We start from the raw sequence: 20,982 nt of genomic DNA on the forward strand, positions 1-20,982 counted from the left end.
CAAAAAAACCCCCATAAGGGGGCTTGTTTTAGTTATTCGCGTGGAGTGAATAACTATCAATTAATACTCAAAGTAGATATAACAATCCGAACAGAATAATCCAAATCACGTCCACAAAGTGCCAGTAGATTTCAGCAGCTTCGATGCCAAAGTGCTTTTCGCTACTGTAATGATCTTGCACGCGCGATCGCCACAACACAGCAAGAATTGCGAAAACGCCGATGGTAACGTGCAGTCCGTGGAATCCAGTCAACACATAAAATGCACTAGCAAACAAATTGGTAGTCAGACCAAATTCTAAGTGGGTATATTCATACACCTGACCTACCAAGAAAATAGCACCCATCGCCGCAGTAATTGCTAACCAGATTCGCGCACCCCGCGCATCGTTCTTTTTAATAGCAGTATCGGCATTGTGCATGACAAAACTACTGGAAATTAGATTGATAGTGTTAACTCCAGGTAGCAAAAGTTCTAACTCTGGTGTACCTGCTGGGGGCCATGCAGGCAAGGTAGCACGGAAAGCCAGATAGGCTCCGAACAACCCCAGAAAAATCATCCCTTCAGCAATCAAGAAGACAACTAACCCAAACAAACGATGGTCTGGATGTTCTTCGTGATGACCAGCCGCTGCTTCCGCTGCGTGGTGATGATTCAGTTCAGTTTGAGCTGGATCAATTGTTTGACTTTGCATGAATCTTTAATGCCTAGAGGACAAGTGGGGAGCAGGGGGCAGGAGGAGGCAGGGAGCAGGGGAGCAGGGGAGCAACAATCTTGGGAAAAGGTTAAAGGGTAAAGGGTAAAGGATGAAGAAATAAACCCATTCTCCTTTGCCCTTGTTATCGATGCCCCATGCCCTATCCCCTAGTCCCTAATCCCTAACACCTAGCCTCTAGTCCCTATCTATTTACGGTCTTCGGGATTGGCAGCAACCGCTGGATCGGGTTCTGCTCTTAACACTGAGTTGGGGCCGCCGGACAAGACTGGATTGGGATCAGATAAAGGTACACCTTCATTAGCCTTTTCCAAGCCGTAGTCATAAGGGCCTGTAGCTAGTACTGGGGGTTTGTCAAAATTTTCGATCGCTGGTGGTGAGGTAGTCATCCACTCTAAGGTAAGTGCCCTCCAGGGATTATTACCAGCTTTTTCACCGTATAACCAACTCCAAATGGCATTGATAATAAAGGGAAATGTCGAAACTGCCAGTATATAAGCACCTATAGTGCAGATTTCGTTGAGAAACGTAAATTTGGGGTCATACTGGGCAACACGGCGATTCATACCCATCATTCCTAGCTTGTGCATAGGTAAGAAGGCCATATTTAGACCAACAATTGTCAAGGTAAAGTGAACCTTACCCCAAAATTCGTTGATCATCCGTCCCGTCATTTTGGGGAACCAATGGTAAATCGCTGCATAAATGCCGAGGACACTACCACCAAATAGGACGTAGTGCAAGTGTGCTACCACAAAATAAGTGTCATGAACGTGAATATCAAAAGGCACTGCTGCCAACATCACGCCACTGATCCCGCCAATCACAAAGGTACCCACAAAGCCCATAGCAAAAAGCATGGCACTGTTGAGTTGGATTTTTCCACCCCACATAGTTGCCAACCAGCTGAAAATCTTAATTCCTGTAGGTACGGCAATAATCATGGTGGTGATCATAAAAAACATCCGCAACCAACCAGGAATACCGCTGGTAAACATGTGGTGTGCCCAAACAATGAGCCCCAAAAAACTAATTGCTAGAGATGAATAAGCGATCGCTTTATAGCCAAAAATCGGCTTGCGAGAATGCACAGGGATCACTTCCGAAATTGCCCCAAAGAAAGGCAAAATCATAATGTAAACGGCTGGGTGGGAGTAGAACCAGAACATGTGCTGGTAAACTACCGGATCTCCACCACCGGTTGGGTTAAAAAATGTTGTGCCGGCAATCAAATCAAAAGCTAGCAGAATTAAACCTGCTGCCAAAACTGGTGTTGATACCAGACTCAAAGCTGAGGTAGCAAACATTGCCCAACAAAATAAGGGCAACTGAAAGAAACCTAGTCCTGGGGTACGCATTTTCAGCAGTGTCACCAGGAAATTGATTGATCCCAAAATAGATGATGTCCCTAGCAAGAGGACGCTCATAATCCAAATTCCCTCACCCACTTGGCCTGTTACCAAGCTCAAAGGAGGGTAGGAAGTCCAACCTGCATCCGGTGCATCGCCTACTAATAAACTAGCAATCAACAACAACCCAGCAGGGGGAATCATCCAAAAGGCAACAGCGTTCAAGCGTGGGAATGCCATATCCTTTGCCCCAATCATCAAAGGGATCAGATAGTTAGCAAAACCCGCACCAGCTGGCACAATCCACAAGAAAATCATGATTGTGGCGTGCAGCGTAAATAAGCTGTTGTAAACTTCAGGCGTAACAAAATCTACTTCTGGTGTTCGTAGTTCCGTGCGAACTAAGTCAGCTAATACGCCACCAATACAGTAGAAAATGAACGTAGTGACTAGGTATTGAATCCCAATCACCTTATGGTCGGTATTAAAACCAAAGTAGTCTTGCCATTTTCTGATCCCTGGCTCCTCAATACGGGCAGGGATGTTGGCGGTTTCTTGTAACTGAGCTTGTGTCATAAGAGTTAGTTGTTAGTTGTCAGTTGTTAGTTGTTAGTTGTCAGTTGTTAATTTTTATTTGCCACTGACTACTGACTACTGACCACTGACAAAAGACTAATGGTGATGAGCAGGGTGAACTTGAGTAAGCATTTCTGATTTAATTCCCATGTCCTTAGTGTAAGGAGCAAGAAATTCATCCGGGGATTGATCAGCAGGGTTGAGAGCAACAGCTTGGTTTAGCGTTTCTTTGCTGGCAACTTGCTGCTCTTGCATCCATTGATCAAAAGCCTGTTGGGTTTCGACCACTATTTGTGATCTCATTGCCCCGTGGTAGGGGCCACAAAGTTCAGCGCAAATGAGATCATAAGTACCTGCTATTTTGGGCGTGAAGCGAATTTCGCTCTGTCTACCAGGAATGACATCCTGTTTCAGGCGAAATTCTGGAACCCAAAAGGCGTGGATGACATCGTTGGCTGTCATGTTAACTTTCACCTCACGCCCAACGGGAACGTGCAACTCGCCCGTGGTGATCCCAGTTTCTGGATAGGTGAAAATCCAGGCGTACTGGAGACCTGTAATATTGACCAGTAATTCTGGTGGTTGTCCTGCTTTATCACGACTGCCCCCAATAGTAGGAGCAACACTACCTACACCAGGAGCATTCCGTTTTTGGGGAATTTGATCAGCATTGCGGACTGCCGCTGTAGCAGGATCTTGCATTGCCTCATCAGATTTTTCTTGATTGAGGTTTGGTTCTGTGCTGAAAGGGCTATCGTTTAAAGTTGCTGCAATCGCTGCCCCAGGCATGGTCATCGATTGCTGAGTAATTGGGGCTTCATGGACGGCATGGGGATCGAAACCACCGATTTCATTGTATACATCAAAGCTGTAAACAGAAATACCGAGAACTATAATTGCTGGGATCGCCGTCCAAAGGATTTCTAAAGGCACATTGCCTTCAACTGGTGGGCCGTCTTCATTGTCACCTGCACGTCGACGATATTTAAATGCAGAGTAAATTAAAACACCTTCGACTAACAGGAATATACCTGTAGAAACGATCATCATCGTGTTAAAAAGACCATCAACTAAGACGGCTTCATCCGAGGCTGCTGTTGGCAACAGACCGTGATTTTGACCGTACCAAAAGCTGACTAGTGTTAGCACGATGCCAATGAGTAATGTCCAGATTGAACTTGGAATCTTCACGGCTTACTTAATTGAAATTACTACGTTATTTTAAAGCGGCTCACTTACTAAGGTAGTCTAGGCTGCAAGACATAGAGACTAATGGTCTGAAATTTTTATTAATTTTTTTGGCTACATTACTAATCTTGAGTAAAAGAGATTTATCAAATACTGCCAAAAATAGATGTAAATCAATGAAAAAATTCAGAATAGTCAAATTGATTGTCATTTCTCAAATGCTAACAACTTGAAAAATACCTAAAGCTTCTGGCTAAAACTGGCTGGAGTGATTCAATGTATAAGTGAAAGCCAATCTATAAAATCCTAGGCTATACGCTAGGGTAAAGATGGGTCAGTACTAATTTAGATAGCTACTACCAAAAGCGGGCAACAAGGTATTGTTCATGAACGAATTTGTCCTAGAACAACAAAATCAAGCGGCAGCAGAGCAGCAAAAGCCAAAAGAAGTGATTCGTCGCTTGGTTTGGAGGATGTGCATAGCCACATTAATTTTGATGGCAATAGGCAGTGCCACCCGCGTCATGAATGCTGGACTCGCTTGCCCAGACTGGCCATTATGCTACGGGGAACTGGTGCCAGCCAAGCAAATGAATTTCCAAGTATTTTTGGAGTGGTTTCACAGGTTAGATGCGAGTTTGATTGGTGTCAGCGCGATCGCCCTTTTTGGTTTATCTTGGTGGCATCGTCGTTTCTTACCCACCTGGCTGCCTTGGGCATCGACATTCTCCTTGTTTTTAATTGTCTTTCAAGGCGTTTTGGGAGGACTGACTGTCACTGAACTGTTGCGCTTTGATATCGTGACCGCCCACTTGGGAACGGCACTGTTGTTCTTCAGTACCCTATTAATTATCGGCACGGCACTCACCCCCTATCAGGGAACTGGAAACGTTGGTAAGTTGCCTTGGGTAGGTTTAACTGCCACTATTTTGGTTTACCTGCAAAGTCTATTAGGTGCTTTGGTCGGGTCACGCTGGGCACTACACCAGTGCTTTGGTGGTTCTCAGCTTTGCGGCGTGATGTACAGCCATATTTTAGGCTTAGTGCCGCCAACTGTTGCCACCTTAGGAGTGGTATTAATTTCCTGGCGAACACCTGCACTGCATCCAGCTTTACGGCGACTGGCAAACATGGCTGGTGGATTGTTGGTTCTACAAATCCTTTTGGGAGTTGCTACTTACCGATTACACCTGCAAGTCGAGCCTCTTACCGTTTCTCACCAAGCTGTGGGAGCTACTTTATTGGGTACTTTAGCTGCTTTCACAGTTCTGGCAATGCGTGACTGGATTGGTAGCCGTGAGATCAACGCTTACTCTGTTGGTCTAACATCACCTGCTACAAGTACAAAAGCAAATGGCTTGAATCCATAACGTAGCTCAAGTTCGTTGGAATATTGCTGTTACCCTTACGGTTACTGATGACTAATAGCTATTAGCTATTAGCCATTGGTTGTTTAGCAGTGAAACGAACTTGACATCACATCTAGCACGAACCCCTAGCAACTAGAAGTGGTGGAATCATCTAAACCCTCACCTTCACCTGCACTCTAAAAGACTACAAGTCATTGACTCTACAAATCAAGTTGTGAGTAGCACTCTTTCATGGAAGCCCCAACGGCGAAGATTGCGACCCAAGCAGGTGTAAGAAGTCTGTGTTTTTGCTCGTTAAAAGCCAGATTGAGCAGGGGCTGCATATTAAGTTGTTGAAGAAAAATAAGGAACTAGAGCCAACATGATTGAGACTAATGTCTCCCGCCACCACCAAACATTTCTACAAGTAATTCAAAGCTACTACCAGCTAACAAAACCTCGGATTATTCCGTTGCTTTTAATTACTACTGCTGGCAGTATGTGGATTGCTGCTAAGGGAGAAGTAGACCCATTACTGTTGCTAGTAACTCTTACTGGCGGCACCTTGGCTGCTGCTAGCGCCCAGACAATTAACTGCATCTATGACAGAGATATTGATTATGACATGGATAGGACGCGCCATCGTCCCATGCCTTCTGGGAAGGTGCAGCCCCGTGATGCTCTAATTTTTGCGATCGCTTTAGCTGTGATGTCTTTCACGCTACTAGCAGTATTCGCAAATTTACTAGCTGCTTCGCTAGCATTTTCTGGCATCGTTTTTTATATTTTGGTTTACACCCACTGGTTAAAACGCCACAGTACCCAAAATATTGTGATTGGCGGTGCAGCTGGAGCAATTCCGGCTTTAGTGGGTTGGGCAGCTGTTACCGGGACTTTAAGCTGGGCAGCATGGTTGATTTTCGCGATCGTCTTTTTGTGGACACCGCCCCATTTCTGGGCGCTAGCGCTGATGATTAAAGATGACTACGCAAAAGTTGGGATACCAATGTTACCTGTAATTGAAGGTACTACGGTGACAGTGAAGCAGATTTGGTACTACACACTAATTACGGTAGCTGCAACTCTGTTGTTGGTTTATCCCTTGCACGCCAGTGGAGTTGTCTATGCAGCAGTCGCTGTGAGTTTGGGAATATTATTTATCCACAAATCTTGGCGCTTATTGCGAAATCCAGAGGATCGCACTGTAGCTAGAGATTTGTTTCTCTATTCCATCTCCTACATGATGCTGTTGTGCTTGGGCATGGTTGTGGATAGCCTGCCGATTACCCATCATTTAATTAGTGCAGCGATCAATCTAATTGCTTAGGGTTTGGATCAAAATGCGATCGCGTTGGCTTTGATGGCGCGATCGCGTTTTCATAAATCAAAAATTATTTATTAAACAAAATTCAGTTTTGTAGATTCGCAATTAAAAATAAAATTTCATTCATAGGGAAATCGAGCAAAAAGCTAAATGAACTTCTAAGAAAATAGAAATGTTAACTAATTACATCCATACAGCTATGCATAAAGCAACTTACGAGTTGCTTGAGGATGGAACTTTCTATGGTGAAATTCCAGAATGCCAAGGAGTGTGGGCAAATGCTATGACGCTAGAAGCTTGTCGAGAAGATTTGCAAGATACTCTTGAAGGATGGCTTATACTAGGACTGCGTTTGGATCACACTCTACCGATACTGGATGGCATTGACTTGAATCTCAGCCAAGAGGTTGCCTAATGCCACCCTTTGGATCAATTAATCGGCGGGATCTGATTCGTTACCTAAAAGATGTAGGTTTTGATGGGCCTTATGCAGGTGGTAAACATCAATATATGATAAAAGGTGAATTAAAACTGACAATTCCCAATCCGCATCAGGGAGACATCAGTTCAAGCCTACTAAATAGAATATTACGTCAAGCTAATATCAGTAGAGATGAATGGGAAGCAATATAAATCAGATGTTTAGGACATGGATAAAAATGCGATCACTTTGAGAATAAGGCGCGATCGCATTTCTGTAAATTACTCCAGAAACGATTTCTAAAATAACGCTTTTACATATTCTGTTGAGGATTTACTGCTTCTTTAATTTTTTTACAAATGTCCACCAGCACTCGATTTAGTTCTGATTCATTCAAGCTATCTAAGGGTTGATGAAGAGGGTGTGCTGATTGATACTTGTCAATTTCTGTTCCTTCGTAGCTACTAAAACTTAACAGTATCCAGATGATAATGAGTCCTTCTGTTTTAGGTATACTTTGCAATCACCTGCAAAAACCGAGCATTTGGTTTTTTGGGTGAAATTCTTTATCTGCCTAAGAATAACTAGAAAATACCCAGAGTATCAAGCTGGTTCCTAATACACATGTAATCCCTGCTACCCCAGCTAGGGGTTTTTTGTTTTTACCTGTGAACCACTCAGAGGCGTTACCTGTGTAGGTGATTAACTGTGCTGTATCTACGGTAGCGATCGCCCATACTAATGCGGCGTGCAGCCCCCAAGCCATGCCCAAACTATCACCATCTGCTACTCTTGCTAATACCAACATCATTCCCATCAACCACAATCCAGGGACTTGAGGTAAGGTTTCATGTTGCTCCCAAACTAAATGCAGAACGGCAAAAATTAAGCTGGAAGTTGCGGCTGCTAACCAAATTGGGTAATTTTGTTCTAATTCAGTTAACAGAAATCCACGAAAAACTAACTCTTCTATGCCCCCCACAAATAATCCTATCAATAAAATGGGCAGCAATATAGATGGTATTAACTTTATATTTGATTTTTCAAAATAGCACCAGCCCAGCCAGAATTGACAGGTAAACATTATAGCTAGACTTAGCACCCCCAGCCCAAAGCCTACTACTAAAGAACTGAGTAGAGAAATATTCACTACTAAGCCATAATCTAAAAAAGATCTATTACTCAACCAAATAACTCCCCAAAGAACCAGGGGAGCTAATAGGTAGAGTGACACTAATAAGGGCAACTTCTGCTCTGGCTGCAAAGGTTTATTAGGTTGCCAATCGAGCGCGATCGCCCATACTGCTGCTACTGGCAACCAACACCCTATCCAACTCATGAAAAATGCCATCACTACAACTATTACTGGCGCATTTTTCATAAATTCCATAAGGGTATAGACGGCTGTACCAAAAAAGGTTTTCTCAACCAACAAAAAAAACACGATAGACTTCTTGCCCAATAGATTTCTTGTTTACTTATCAAGACTCTACTAAAGTTTGTGACTTTTGCAACGTGTCTAATCGTATTTTGTAGTGTTAAAAAGCTATTTCAATAGAGCTGTAATTGCTGTAGGGGTAGAAACAAGTTATGAAGTATTCATCTTCAACTTCTCTCTACCACTAGCAAATTTACTCCTCGTCTTCTAAATCTTCCTCTGATTCATCGGGATCTATATCTTCCAGAGTTGATTTTTTATCAGTATCACCAAGTTGAATGAGATGAATATGCTTGTAACCAAGCCTAATTTCAAACTCATCTCCCGACTTTAAGCCCATTGCTTTAGTGTAAGTAGCACCAATCACAATTTGACCGTTTTGATGAACGCTTACTCGATATGTCGGTTCACGACCACGGCCATCTTTTGGTGCTTCTGGACTAAGAGGAATTCCTCTAGCCGATAGCAAGGCATCATAAAAATCGGTGAGATTAACACGAACTTGATTATTCTTAGTAACTGTGTAATAGCCACATTGCTTGGCTCTTTCTCGGCGTGGCAAAGTGGAAAGTTCTTTTACTTTAGCCAGCAGTGCTTTTCCAGTTAATGGCGCGGTTGCAGTTTCAGTCATTACGCTCAATTTTTCCTTACTCTCTCCAAATTGATAAACAATGTCATTTCATGCCAGTATTTGACTTTTTAGCATCTGCTATAGAGCTACTGGTGGCTCTAGGGTGAGGAATGAATTCCTGCTTCTAGAAAATTCAAGTGCCTCTATTATGGTTGCCCAGAATAGATTAGAAGTCGTGGTGTCACAGATATTAATTTCGGTGATTTTACGGCACTTTTACCCAGTATTCGCCATCGGAAATAAAATTATTTTCTCTTTTGGCGCTACTGTAGCGGTGTAACTTTAAGACACCTTTACAAATTGGGGAGGCAAAAAGCGGAAAAAGCGTTGTATTAGCGAAGCGGCACCTTTGATGCGGTTTCCTCCTAAGCTATTTTCCCAGACAACGGGGTGAATTCTCCTTCCGATTTATTGCCGTTTAGTTCTACTACAAATAAGTTGCAGACCCAATCAATTGCAGGTTTGCCATGTTCAACGCTTACCTTTATTGCCTTTGAGTTATAGGGTTTTAACCACTCTCTCAAGCTGAGGACAGCATCATATTTGAATATGGTCTTATGGACATACACCCTTTTGTCCTACCTGTAGAGTCAAGAAATTTCATGTCTCTACATTACAAAGTAACAAACCAGTAGTAGCCGCGCTTATACGGCTATTGATTCTGATTTTCTTACTTCGTAATTTTATATTAAATACTAGCATGGACTAATAATAGCAAAATAGTTGTTTAATTTTTAGTTTAAATGGCTGGTAAAGTTTTATCTAAATTTTTGAGCTATGAGAAGCAAAAAGCAGTGATGATTTTTCTCCCACTTTATTACCATAGTGAGTACCATCATACGTCTTTTATAAAAATTAATCTAAATTTAGATGATTCAATTTTGATGAGTGAGTTACATCTAAAGATTGACTTGATTGAGACTAGACAAAAAGCAGTGACGATTTTCTCTACCCTTTTCTTGTGACAAGACAAAAAGTAGTCAGCTATTCTGTACGTCTGTCTGTGGTAAGAATAAATCTTAGGCAATCTGCCAAGTCTTTTATTACCACTACTAGATGCTTATGATCTGTTTTAACACTGTTATATAACCCGAAAGTTCTCTTTCTTGTAAATATTGGTGGAATTTTGCCGAGAAATAGCTATGAGTACTGTTGGCATCAAGATATATTAAGAAGCTAAACTTCCTTAAATTTGGATATTTTCCCTATATAGAGGATGAATATAATTTACTTTCTAGGCAATACCTGCTTTTGCACTTACCAACAGGTTAATTAAATATGAAGCTGCGATTACCTTGTTAGCGATCAGACTGAGAACTTGGTAAAAATCTTGCTTGTGATGCTAATAAAACTAAAATTTTAATGGTTATCCTTAAATTAGGATCAGTCCCTCTTTAATTATCAGCCTATTAACCCCTAGGTTTGAATTAAGGGCAATAAGAGTGTAAGTGTAGCTCACTTTTTGCAACCACCTGCCTAAATTCATGATTTCTGAGACTGGTGAAACAATTTTAAGATTCTAGTTGGTGATAATGGAAGTTATTTTTAAGATCATTCGACAACCAGAAAATTCCTCTCCTGTTGTACAAACTTACGTTGTAGCGGCGGAATCTAGCAATACAATCCTGGACTGTCTCAATCGTATTAAATGGGAGCAAGATGGAACATTAGCATTTCGCAAAAACTGTCGCAATACCATTTGTGGTAGCTGCGCTATGCGAATTAATGGACGTTCTGCTCTAGCTTGCAAAGAAAATGTTGGCAGTGAACTTGCTAGATTACAAAATATTCCTTCCCCAGAAGGTAAAGTAAATACGATTCCAGAAATCACGGTGGCTCCTTTAGGTAATATGCCCGTGATTAAAGATTTAGTCGTGGATATGAGTAGTTTCTGGAATAATTTAGAAGCGATCGCACCTTATGTAAGTACAGCCGCACGACAAATACCAGAGCGAGAATTTTTGCAAACACCACAAGAGCGATCGCGTCTCGATCAAACTGGTAACTGTATTATGTGCGGCGCTTGCTACTCCGAGTGCAATGCTCGTGAAGTTGATCCAAGTTTTGTTGGCCCCCATGCCTTAGCCAAAGCCTACCGCATGGTTGCAGATTCCCGCGATAGTGATACAGAAAATCGTTTAGAAAGCTATAACGAAGGCACTAAAGGCGTTTGGGGTTGTACCCGTTGTCTTTATTGCGATTCAGTTTGTCCAATGGATGTAGCACCATTAGAGCAAATTACTAAAATTAAGCAAGAAATTCTCGCACACAAACAAGCCAACGACAGTCGCTCAATTCGTCACCGGAAAGTGTTAATAGATTTGGTAAAAGAAGGTGGTTGGATTGACGAACGACAATTTGGGTTGCAAGTTGTCGGAAACTATTTTAAAGATCTCAAAGGATTGATCGCTCTTGCACCTTTAGGTTTACGGATGTTATGTCGAGGCAAATTCCCCTTATCTTTTGAATCTTCTCAAGGAACGTCACAAATGCGATCGCTCATTGAATCTGTAGAAAAAGAAAAGGGACTAGGGATTAGGGATTAGAGATTAGGGACTAGGAAATATTTTATTTTAGCCCCTAGCCCCTTTTAACGTGGATCTTGAGGTATATTCAAAGGCTGCCCAGAACGGTTATAAACTAAAATATCCCAGTGTCCATTGTTACTAGACTCAAAAGCAATCCTACTACCATCAGCGCTAATAGTAGGGTTGCGGACTTCTGCTTGCAAATTAGTCGTTAAACTTCTTGATTGGCGAGTTTCGCGGTCATAGAGAAAAATAGCCGATCGCCCCTGACGACTAGCTGCAAACACAGTGTAACGGCCATTTTCTGAAACGCTAGGATGAGAGGCGATCGTATCTAAAGAATTTAAACCCGGTAGCTCAATCAAACTACGGGTCAGTGTGTCAAACATATAAACATCTTGACTACCCCGCCTGTCGCTAGTAAAAACAATGTATCTTCCAGAAATTTGTGGGTTTAATTCCGACGCTAAACTATTAATACTGCGTCCCCCTGGATCAAAGGGATAACTTACTAAGCGGGGATAGCCAAAACAGCCAGTTAATAACCCTAAGCAAGCAAATATAGGTATAAAAATAATGCGATTAAGCATTGGACACTTGTACTGAGCGTAGTCGAAGTATTGGGCATTGGGTATAGGGGGCATTGGTAATTATCCCTCTTTTTTGTTCCTCTGTTTACTCCCCCTGCTTCCCCTGCTTCTCCACTATGGCGATGTTGGGGGGCTATCTACGGTGGCACCATTGGGAATATCTAACTCAAGATTGGGGCCTCGATCTAATACTTCAATATCCCATTGACCCCGACTGGCGGTTTCAAATACAACATAACGCCCATCTGGGCTAATACCAGGATTTCTGACCCAGCCACGATAAGTTGGGGTGAGGATTTGTGACTGTTGCGTAGCGCGATCGTAAAGTGCCACCACAGGTCTACCTTGGTCACTAGTAATATAAGCAATATAACGCCCGGTGTAGCTCAAACTAGGGCTTTCAGCAATTGTCTCCGGTCGATTTAAACCTGGGGTACGAACAAAGCGTTGCTCGCTTAAGTCATATACTAAAAGTTGGTGACTACCATTGCGATTGGAAATAAAAGCTAAGAAGCGCCCGTTTCCACTCAATCCTGGTTGCTCCTCAGTGTAGCGACTGTTGAGAGAAGTAGGCCCAATAGGGATATCGTTAGAACCGCAAGATATCAGCAAACTTGTCAGACTAAAAACCAGGCTCCAATGAATAGGTCTTTGGAGCCAAAATCTAGGCGTAAATTTTTTCACCTCAACTATTGATTATTTTTTGTCGCCTCTAAGCTTACATCCATCCGAGGTGGTTTAAACATCGTCAAAATTTGTAGAATTGTCCGGTTCCTCATCTGACTTTTCAATTGGGTTGTATGGTACATAGTCAGTTGGTATTGCCTCATCATCTTCGCGTCCTCTTCGAGGAGCTGAGTCAGCAGGAGGTCGCCGCCTTTTTTGTCTAGGAGGAACATCCTGATCACGACTTTCTGGACGCATAGGGTTATTATTAGTACGGCGAGAAGGTTTTCTCACTTCTCCACCTAAATTTTCCCAATCATCAACTTCTTTAGAAGCAGAACCCCAATCCTCTTCTTCATACCTTTCAGGAGTACGACTTATTGAACGTCCAGAACTAGGGCGACGTTTTTTGTCTGCTGCTTCTGGTTTTTCCCGATTGTTGCGGCGTTCAGAACGACGGGGGGGTTGATCTTCGTAATAATCATCACGAGAAGAACGCTCATCCCTAGTACCTCGAATCCGGGGACGCACAGGGCGCTCTTCTTCTTCATAAGGTAATGGTTCTAAGTCTGCTTCCATCTCCGCCTGATATTTTCTGCGATCTGTGTAGCTATAGCGATCGCTTACAGGTCGGTCTTCGTCCACAATCGGCGTGTTACGCTTAGCTTGTTGCGTAGCAATACCTCGTAGACGAATACTTTCAACGGCAAAAAACACAGTTGTACCAACTAAAAGCAGTTGACCAAATTGCAAAATCGGATCTAAGCGCCAACCTTGGAAAATAAGAATGAAGCCGCAGAGTAAGCCAACTGCTGCAAAAAAAATATCTTGATCTCGTGACAACTCTGGACGTACAGTGCGAAGAAAATACAGTGCTGCCCCAGCCACAGCCAGGAAAATTCCCAGAATACTGGCTGAGTTTGCCCCAAAATTGACCTGAGCCAGAACACTGGCTGAGTTCAGCCCAAAATTTACCATTGCTCTTTTCCCAATATCAAATCTATGTTAGCGAGCCACAATTAAAATCACTACTCTAATCAGTCACAATATATTGAAGCTTCAAAGCATCTGGTAAAGAAGCTCTGAAGCTGTTCACCTAAAACTAAAAAAGTCTGTGTCTGTCAGTTAAGTATACCTTGTCCTAGGTGGGAGGATTGGTAGATCGCTGACAGACAATGGGTTGTGAGAGTCGAACTGACTCCCCCTCCCAAAATTATGAACGTTGGATTTTATCTTTCTGGCTAATGAAAATCAAACCAACAGTAGCAGGGATAACGACAATTGCAGCACCCCAAGCCAGACTCCAAAGAAAATTTGCTAAAGAAGGCGTCATAGTTCTCAACCTTTTTTTACACACTTCATCCTAATTCTAGTATGGTGTATCACTTCCTTGATAAGCCTTTAGCTATGAGGTACCACACTGAGTAATTGTCCTGACAAAACATTAGCTTAACTATTTCAGGTAATTTGCTTGCTTGTGGTGATAACGGCTGATACGTGAATAAAATACAATGCACCTAAGTCAGCAGTACATAATTACCGAAACACATCTTAAGGTTCTAGCATTCCAGGACAAAAACAGTTCTGTGTTAATCCATATCAGGGATTGAAATAAAATATATAGAGAGATTGCTTTACAAAGCTTCAAAGTTTCTGGCTTTTGCCCAAACGTTTTCTTTACTCACAGATGGTAGTTCAAGCCGATGACTGGTGTTAATTTGACTATTTGGATTTTAGGCCCTGTTTTGGGACTGATGACTTTTTTGTTTATTTTCCGCATCATTCTCACTTGGTATCCGCAAGTGGATTTGAATCGTTTGCCCTTTAATCTTATAGCTTGGCCTACTGAACCTTTTTTAGTGCCATTGCGAAAACTAGTGCAACCTATAGGTGGAGTGGATATTACCCCTATTATTTGGGTTGGTATTTTCAGCCTGCTGCGAGAAATTCTTTTAGGTCAGCAAGGATTGCTCACTATGTTATCTCGTATGAGTTAGCACATGGGGCATGGGTAAGAAGGGGCAAGGGGTAAAGGGGAAGATGGGGCCCCCTTTGGGGATAAGGAGCAGGGTTAAAGGGCTTGTTTCTTCATCCTTTACCCTTTACACTTTAACCCCCTCTTGTTGCTCCCCTGCTCCCTAGTTCCTCAAATATTCATCTCCTGTACAAAATTGGTGTAGACATTACCCTGCAAAAATTGTGGGTTTTCCATAATTCTTTGATGAAACCCAATTGTGGTAGGCAGTCCTGTGATGGCACACTCCCGCAGTGCGCGCTTCATGCGGTTAATAGCGGTCGAGCGATCGGGGGCCCAAACAATTAATTTACCAATTAGGGAGTCATAGTAAGGAGGAATCTGGTAATCAGTGTAAACGTGGGAATCAATTCTGACTCCAGGGCCACCAGGAGGTAGATAGCCGGTGATACGCCCTGGTGCAGGACGAAAATCATGGTCAGGATCTTCAGCGTTGATACGGCATTCTATAGCATGACCCCGTAAAACTACTTGATCTTGAGTCAACTTAAGTCTTTCTCCTTGGGCAATTCTGATTTGTTCAGCAACCAAGTCTACTCCGGTAATCATCTCTGTTACAGGATGTTCAACTTGAATGCGGGTGTTCATCTCCATAAAGTAAAACTTGCCACTTCTATCCAAAAGAAACTCGATAGTGCCTGCTCCAGTAAAGTTGATGAATTGGGCAGCTTTGACAGCAGCGTACCCCATTTTTTCACGTAGTTCTGGGTCAAGGGCAGGGCTAGGAGCTTCTTCTAATAACTTTTGATTACGACGTTGAATTGAACAGTCTCGTTCGCCTAAATGAATGACATTGCCGTAGTTATCAGCCAAAATTTGAAATTCAATGTGGCGCGGACGTTCAATAAATTTTTCTATATAAACGCCAGAATTACCAAAGGCAGCTCCTGCTTCCCCTTGAGCAGCTAAGAAGAGTTTGACAAATTCGTTTTCAGAATGCACCAAACGCATACCCCGTCCGCCACCGCCAGCTGTGGCTTTAATCATTACGGGATAACCAATATCTTTAGCAAATGCTAATCCTTCTTGCTCAGACTCTACTAGTCCATCACTACCTGGTACCGTTGGTACACCAGCTTTTTGCATAGTTTCTTTGGCGGTGGATTTATCCCCCATTAGCCTTATAGCCTCAGGAGTTGGGCCAATAAAAGCTATGTGATGGTCAGCACAGATTTCCGCAAATCGGGCATTTTCTGACAAAAATCCATAACCAGGATGAATGGCACTAGCATTGCGGGTCAAAGCGGCAGCGATAATATTGGGAATATTCAAATAACTTTTAATGCTCGCAGGTTCACCAATGCAAACTGCTTCATCAGCAAGTTGAACATGAAGAGCATTACGGTCAACGGTGGAGTGAACCGCAACCGTGGCGATTCCCATTTCTTCACAGGCGCGGAGAATGCGAAGGGCGATTTCGCCTCGGTTGGCAATTAATATTTTGTCAAACTTCATTTTTTAGCTTCGATATTAGTACCAGTAGATTGACATTGTCTCCCATCCGATTGACAACAACGCTTTCGCTTTATCTCAAATTATGACAGGAGGTTCCTTAACCTCATCCCCAGGCGAGTTGAGATGCTCTCTGTAGGATTTGATTTTTTGCCTCTACGGGTCTTAACTAGACTAACAACATTGCAGGCAGTTGCTGTTCTTTAGTTAGTTTGCCGAACTAGGCTTTAGGCGATCCACGAGCTGGTTTGTGGCTCAAACAGCGTTACCGTAGTAACGACAGCTTTCCTGCCCGCAGCCTGCTAATAAATTTCACACTAGCCATACCCTTATTTAATATCGCTTGTAGAGTTACTATATTTCTGTCTGTCTGATATCCACCTTCGGGAAATGTATGAACGCTTAAACTTAAATTTTTGGTAAATTTTGACAAATTCGGTATTGCCTTAAAATATATTTATTTTTTTGTGTTATAATCTCTTTTTAGACAACTCATGCGGATGTGGCGGAATTGGTATACGCGCACGTTTGAGGGGCGTGTGGCTTTGCCTTGCGAGTTCGAGTCTCGCCATCCGCATTTTATAACTATATAGTCAACGGTCAATGGTTAAAAACCTGAAGCTGTTGACTTTTGACTATGGTTATAGACTTAGTACTGGTCTTTTGTGCTTTTATAGAAATAGGTGAACTTTTGTAAAGAACATTGACTGCAACTTTTACTCCATCAAACAACTCAACACTGCCAGCAGCGTGGCATCGCCTCACTCCGATTTGGCAAGGTGGGGAGGAAGTTATTCAACAAGGTTTGCCTCATTCTCAGTTGGCACCAACTTGGCAAATGCTACTTTTAGGCGATGGCTCACCAACTAGGCACTTAGAATTGCTTACAGGTGAACCAACAGAAGTAGATGTAATTGACATGTCTTTAATTGGTACGGATTTAGATTATGCGCCAGATTTAATTCAAGCCGTACCAGGGCCACGACTCAGAAGACAGGTATGGTTACGTACTGCTTCAGGTCAGCGCTTAGCCTATGCTACTTCTTGGTGGGAAGCTAGTCATGTGGATGAATATTTACAAAACCGTTCATTACCGATTTGGGCAAGTTTAGCTCGTCTCCGCACAGAGTTGTATCGGGATGTACGAGGAATTTACTATGGTTACTCAGCTGCGCTCCAGTCAGGCTTTAATGAGACTGGGCCGTTCTGGGGTCGCCACTATTTATTTTGGCATCATGGACAACCATTAACTCTAATTTATGAGGTTTTTTCGCCTTATTTAACTAAATATTTAGGTAACATGCAGGTAGATTCCACCAATGGTAAAACATAAGATCATCTCCAAGCAATAATTTAAAACTTGTAGTAGTTTTATTCTCAGAGTGTTGGGAATAATATTCATTTGCCAGGAAATTGCTATTTAAAGAGAGCCATGCTAAAAAATGTCCTGTAAAATTCAACAAAGCATGTTAAAAAGGTTAACTAGCTATAAACACACTGCTTTGGAATGAATCTTAGGGATATTAGGAAAGTATTATTACCTAAGTATCATTCAGAATTGAGGGTGTAAAAATTAAGTAATTGACTGCCCTAGATAAAGACAAACCTGTTGGTTTACATAACCAATCAAGTAAATAATGAGTTCGCAAGTATGAGGTAGAGGTTTTAATGGCACTGCCTGTTGTGTCTGTTCCAATGAAGAAAAAGAAGAAACCATCTCTGGTGCTGACGCTCTCGGCTACTGGGTTATTGATTGCTGGGGGAAGTGTAGCGTACCGATTGTTCAACCAGGGACAACAACTTTCTAGAGATTTGCCAGTTGGTGCAAATATTATTCCTCAAGATGCGCTGTTTGCAGTTTCTCTCACTACAGATCCTCAACAATGGCAGCAAATGCACGAATTTGGGACAAAAGAAACCCAAGCCGCACTTGATAAAAGTATATTCCAGCTGCGCGATCGCTTTTTGACTCAAAATGGTTACAACTTCGAGAAAGATGTTCAACCTTGGGTAGGCGATGAAATCACCCTGGCAATTCTGGCTCCTCAAGGAAATAAACCTGCCGTTAAACCTGTGGCTGTGAATGGAGATGCTGTTAGCGCTCAGCAATCGATGGTTATGGTATTGCCTGTAAAAAATCCTCAAACAGCCAAAAGCATTTGGGCAAAAGCGAAAAATCCCAAACAAGGCCAATGGATTGACCGCACATATCAGGGGTTTGCCATCAAACAAACAAACGGACAAGCCGGAGAAAATCTCTCTGCAACATTAATAGACGAACGTTTCTTAGTTATTACTGATAGTCTCAAAGCCACAGAGCGAGCAATAGATGCCTATAAAAATAAAGCATCTTTAGCTAATACAGCAGGATTTACCGAAAATTTTCCTAAAATTTTTAGTGACCAACCTTTTGCACAATTTTACGTTAATGTGCCAACAGCTGCCAAAATAGCTACTATCTCTCCCAACCGTCCTTTACCAGCACAAGTTTTAGCTCAACTGCAAAATAATCAAGGTTTAGCAGGCACAATTGCCTTAGAACCTGGAGGTATACGTTTAAAAGGTGTTTCGTGGCTTAACCCTAATAGTCAGCGCGTGCTAGCGGTAGAAAATAAAGCTGGAAAAATGCAAAACCGCGTACCAGCTGAAACCTTAATGATGCTGTCTGGCGGAAACTTAAAACGGTTATGGGGAGACTATGTTTTAACATCCCAAGGAAATCCCTTATCGCCTATAACACCAGAGCAGTTACGATCTGGCGTAAAATCTCTGACTAATCTTGATTTAGATCGAGATTTTCTCAGTTGGATGAAAGGCGAGTTTTCTGTGTCAGTAATTCCTAATAAACCAAAAGATGATACCCCAGAGGATTTTCGAGCAGGTTTAGTGTTCATGGTACAGGCAAGCGATCGCCAATTAGCTGAAACATCCTTAAAACAACTGGATGATGTGATGAAAAATCAATATCAGTTCCAGATACAACCAGGAACAGTAGCAGGTCAACCTGTTGTTAACTGGGTTTCACCTTTTGGGACTTTAACCGCCACTCACGGCTGGTTAGATAAAGATATTGCTTTTTTGGTAATTGGCGCTCCCATCACAGATAAAATTGTTCCCAAACCCAACAATACCCTAGCTAATACTGTTCCCTTCCAGCAAACAGTGCCGACAGAACCCAATCCTACAAATGGTCAATTTTTTATGGATGTAGAACGCACCGTAAAAAATTTCCCTTTACCAAATCTGATTTCTAATCAACGTACTTTACTAGCTGCAACACGTTCAATTGGGGTGACAGCTGCTGTCAGTGACAATCGTAGTACCCGCTATGATATCTTTTTAGCACTCAAAAAAGTCAGGAACTCAGGTGTACCTACACCTGCTATTACGCCATCTCCATGATGTTTATGGGAAAAGTTGGGAGTAGGGAGTTAGGATTTATGGCAATGGACAGGTAGGTTAGTACATCAACTAATCAGAAAACCTGGATAGCAGGAGACTTTCAAAGCTGTTCCCTGTACCCTGCTATATAACTCCTAACTCTTTTTAGCCCGTTAGCCTGTAAGCAGATAGGATCAGAACAGTCAGAAATCAATATTTTAAGAAATCTACTGGGGAGAGTGCTTTATGAATTTGGTTGGACTCCAGAACTGGCTGGACAATGCCTCCTTTGCTGTCTTATTCCTGACTATGTTGGTGTATTGGGTAGGAGCAGCTTTTCCGAAGCTACCAGCAACTGCTGCGTTAGGGACAGCCGGGATGGCGATCGCCAATTTGTGTATAGCAACCCTATTAGGGGCAAGATGGATAGAAGCTGGCTATTTTCCTCTCAGTAATCTGTATGAATCTCTGTTTTTCTTGACCTGGGGAATTACTACCATTCATCTGATTGCCGAAAATACCAGCCGTAGCCGCTTGGTAGGAGTGGTTACAGCCCCTGTGGCTATGGGAATCACTGCTTTTGCTACCCTGACATTGCCATCCACAATGCAAGTTGCAGAACCATTAGTACCTGCATTGAAATCAAATTGGCTGATGATGCACGTCAGCGTCATGATGTTAAGTTATGCTGCTTTGATGGTGGGTTCATTGTTAGCGATCGCTTTTTTGATTGTGACTCGCGGACAAAACATTCAATTACAAGGCAGTTCTGTTGGCGCTGGTGGCTACCGTAGTAACGGTTATCGCTTACACAAAGCAGGGGAGCTAGTTTCTCCACCCCCAACACCTCCTGTAGAAAACAATGGTTTTGTTCGCTTTGAAAGTAATAACAACGGCAACGGTAACGGTAACGGTAACAGTAATACTGCTGTTTTGGGAGCAGTAATCACAACTCCAATTTCAAGTCAACAATCTCTCATCCAAAATTCTGAACCTTTTTCACCCCAGCGCCTTAGCCTAGCTGAAACTCTCGATAACATTAGCTATCGCGTCATTGGGTTAGGATTTCCCCTATTGACAATTGGCATTATTGCTGGCGCTGTTTGGGCTAATGAAGCTTGGGGTTCTTACTGGAGTTGGGATCCTAAAGAAACCTGGGCATTAATCACTTGGTTAGTTTTCGCTGCTTATCTCCATGCTCGAATTACTCGTGGTTGGCAAGGTCGTCGTCCCGCAATTTTAGCAGCCAGTGGCTTTGTCGTTGTTTGGACTTGCTATTTGGGTGTGAATCTTTTAGGTAAAGGTTTGCATTCTTACGGCTGGTTCTTTTAGTTAAAAG

Annotated in this window: 20 protein-coding genes and 1 tRNA gene; 10 read left to right on the forward strand and 11 right to left on the reverse strand. The window is 42.5% G+C overall.

Features of this window, described 5'->3' with window-relative positions; all coding sequences use genetic code 11:
* Positions 1–67 precede the first annotated feature (67 nt).
* The 3 genes from I8751_RS00900 to I8751_RS00910 form a co-directional block, all read right to left on the reverse strand.
* The gene (locus tag I8751_RS00900) at positions 68–694 is read right to left on the reverse strand and encodes a cytochrome c oxidase subunit 3 (RefSeq protein ID WP_214437282.1); all 627 of its coding nucleotides are present in this window, start codon (positions 692–694) and stop codon (positions 68–70) included.
* Positions 695–903: 209 nt separating this feature from the next.
* Positions 904–2,640, reverse strand: a complete 1,737-nt coding sequence (gene ctaD / locus I8751_RS00905; RefSeq protein WP_214437283.1) for a cytochrome c oxidase subunit I — start codon at positions 2,638–2,640, stop codon at positions 904–906.
* Between the two features lie 96 nt (positions 2,641–2,736).
* Positions 2,737–3,831 carry a cytochrome c oxidase subunit II gene (locus I8751_RS00910; protein ID WP_214437284.1) on the reverse strand — a complete coding sequence of 365 codons (1,095 nt, stop codon included), beginning with the start codon at positions 3,829–3,831 and terminating at the stop codon, positions 2,737–2,739.
* Positions 3,832–4,214: 383 nt separating this feature from the next.
* On the opposite strand from I8751_RS00910, the gene I8751_RS00915 reads away from it, so the two are divergent.
* The 4 genes from I8751_RS00915 to I8751_RS00930 all read left to right on the forward strand — a co-directional run bounded on the left by I8751_RS00915 (position 4,215) and on the right by I8751_RS00930 (position 7,134).
* Complete coding sequence (locus I8751_RS00915) at positions 4,215–5,198, forward strand: COX15/CtaA family protein (protein ID WP_214437285.1); 984 nt, start codon at positions 4,215–4,217, stop codon at positions 5,196–5,198.
* Positions 5,199–5,559: 361 nt separating this feature from the next.
* Positions 5,560–6,504, forward strand: coding sequence for a heme o synthase (locus tag I8751_RS00920; protein ID WP_214437286.1), 945 nt, complete (start codon positions 5,560–5,562; stop codon positions 6,502–6,504).
* A 169-nt stretch (positions 6,505–6,673) separates the two neighbouring features.
* Positions 6,674–6,916 carry a type II toxin-antitoxin system HicB family antitoxin gene (locus I8751_RS00925; protein ID WP_214437287.1) on the forward strand — a complete coding sequence of 81 codons (243 nt, stop codon included), beginning with the start codon at positions 6,674–6,676 and terminating at the stop codon, positions 6,914–6,916.
* On the forward strand, positions 6,916–7,134 hold the full coding sequence (locus I8751_RS00930) for a type II toxin-antitoxin system HicA family toxin (RefSeq protein WP_214437288.1): 219 nt from the start codon (positions 6,916–6,918) through the stop codon (positions 7,132–7,134). Before I8751_RS00925 ends, I8751_RS00930 begins: the two co-directional genes overlap by 1 nt.
* Positions 7,135–7,235: 101 nt before the next feature.
* Here the strand turns inward: I8751_RS00930 and I8751_RS00935 are convergent, their stop codons facing one another.
* The 3 genes from I8751_RS00935 to I8751_RS00945 form a co-directional block, all read right to left on the reverse strand.
* A complete protein-coding gene (locus tag I8751_RS00935; RefSeq protein WP_214437289.1) occupies positions 7,236–7,445 on the reverse strand; it encodes a hypothetical protein in 210 nt (69 codons plus the stop codon).
* A gap of 51 nt (positions 7,446–7,496) precedes the next feature.
* Positions 7,497–8,366 carry a CPBP family intramembrane glutamic endopeptidase gene (locus I8751_RS00940; RefSeq protein ID WP_404800411.1) on the reverse strand — a complete coding sequence of 290 codons (870 nt, stop codon included), beginning with the start codon at positions 8,364–8,366 and terminating at the stop codon, positions 7,497–7,499.
* A 187-nt stretch (positions 8,367–8,553) separates the two neighbouring features.
* Entirely contained in the window at positions 8,554–8,991 is a 438-nt protein-coding gene (locus I8751_RS00945; RefSeq protein WP_214437290.1) for an AbrB family transcriptional regulator, read from the reverse strand.
* 1,532 nt (positions 8,992–10,523) lie between these two features.
* Here I8751_RS00945 and I8751_RS00950 point away from each other — a divergent pair.
* Entirely contained in the window at positions 10,524–11,537 is a 1,014-nt protein-coding gene (locus tag I8751_RS00950) for a succinate dehydrogenase/fumarate reductase iron-sulfur subunit (RefSeq protein ID WP_214437291.1), read from the forward strand.
* 44 nt (positions 11,538–11,581) lie between these two features.
* Here I8751_RS00950 and I8751_RS00955 read toward each other — a convergent pair whose 3' ends face one another.
* From I8751_RS00955 to psbX, 4 genes are all read right to left on the reverse strand, one after another.
* Positions 11,582–12,109 carry a TolB family protein gene (locus I8751_RS00955; protein WP_214437358.1) on the reverse strand — a complete coding sequence of 176 codons (528 nt, stop codon included), beginning with the start codon at positions 12,107–12,109 and terminating at the stop codon, positions 11,582–11,584.
* Between the two features lie 114 nt (positions 12,110–12,223).
* A complete protein-coding gene (locus I8751_RS00960; RefSeq protein ID WP_214437292.1) occupies positions 12,224–12,793 on the reverse strand; it encodes a PD40 domain-containing protein in 570 nt (189 codons plus the stop codon).
* A 54-nt stretch (positions 12,794–12,847) separates the two neighbouring features.
* A complete protein-coding gene (locus tag I8751_RS00965) occupies positions 12,848–13,753 on the reverse strand; it encodes a Ycf66 family protein (protein ID WP_214437293.1) in 906 nt (301 codons plus the stop codon).
* A gap of 235 nt (positions 13,754–13,988) precedes the next feature.
* The gene (gene psbX, locus I8751_RS00970; RefSeq protein WP_214437294.1) at positions 13,989–14,108 is read right to left on the reverse strand and encodes a photosystem II reaction center X protein; all 120 of its coding nucleotides are present in this window, start codon (positions 14,106–14,108) and stop codon (positions 13,989–13,991) included.
* Positions 14,109–14,478: 370 nt separating this feature from the next.
* Between psbX and I8751_RS00975 the strand changes: the two genes are divergently transcribed.
* Positions 14,479–14,772: a YggT family protein gene (locus tag I8751_RS00975; protein WP_214437295.1), complete on the forward strand. Its 294-nt coding sequence runs from the start codon at positions 14,479–14,481 to the stop codon at positions 14,770–14,772.
* Positions 14,773–14,921: 149 nt separating this feature from the next.
* On the opposite strand, the gene accC is transcribed toward I8751_RS00975, so the two are convergent.
* Positions 14,922–16,265, reverse strand: coding sequence for an acetyl-CoA carboxylase biotin carboxylase subunit (gene accC / locus I8751_RS00980; RefSeq protein ID WP_214437296.1), 1,344 nt, complete (start codon positions 16,263–16,265; stop codon positions 14,922–14,924).
* Between the two features lie 493 nt (positions 16,266–16,758).
* Here accC and I8751_RS00985 point away from each other — a divergent pair.
* From I8751_RS00985 to ccsB, 4 genes are all read left to right on the forward strand, one after another.
* Positions 16,759–16,839 (forward strand) — tRNA-Leu (locus I8751_RS00985).
* A gap of 126 nt (positions 16,840–16,965) precedes the next feature.
* Complete coding sequence (locus I8751_RS00990; RefSeq protein ID WP_214437297.1) at positions 16,966–17,595, forward strand: chorismate lyase; 630 nt, start codon at positions 16,966–16,968, stop codon at positions 17,593–17,595.
* Positions 17,596–17,930: 335 nt separating this feature from the next.
* Positions 17,931–19,664 carry a DUF3352 domain-containing protein gene (locus I8751_RS00995; protein ID WP_214437298.1) on the forward strand — a complete coding sequence of 578 codons (1,734 nt, stop codon included), beginning with the start codon at positions 17,931–17,933 and terminating at the stop codon, positions 19,662–19,664.
* A gap of 225 nt (positions 19,665–19,889) precedes the next feature.
* Positions 19,890–20,975: a c-type cytochrome biogenesis protein CcsB gene (ccsB, locus tag I8751_RS01000; RefSeq protein ID WP_214437299.1), complete on the forward strand. Its 1,086-nt coding sequence runs from the start codon at positions 19,890–19,892 to the stop codon at positions 20,973–20,975.
* Positions 20,976–20,982 lie beyond the last annotated feature (7 nt).

It is taken from the genome of Atlanticothrix silvestris CENA357, from assembly GCF_016056295.1.
GTDB classification, from domain to species: Bacteria; Cyanobacteriota; Cyanobacteriia; order Cyanobacteriales; family Nostocaceae; genus Atlanticothrix; species Atlanticothrix silvestris.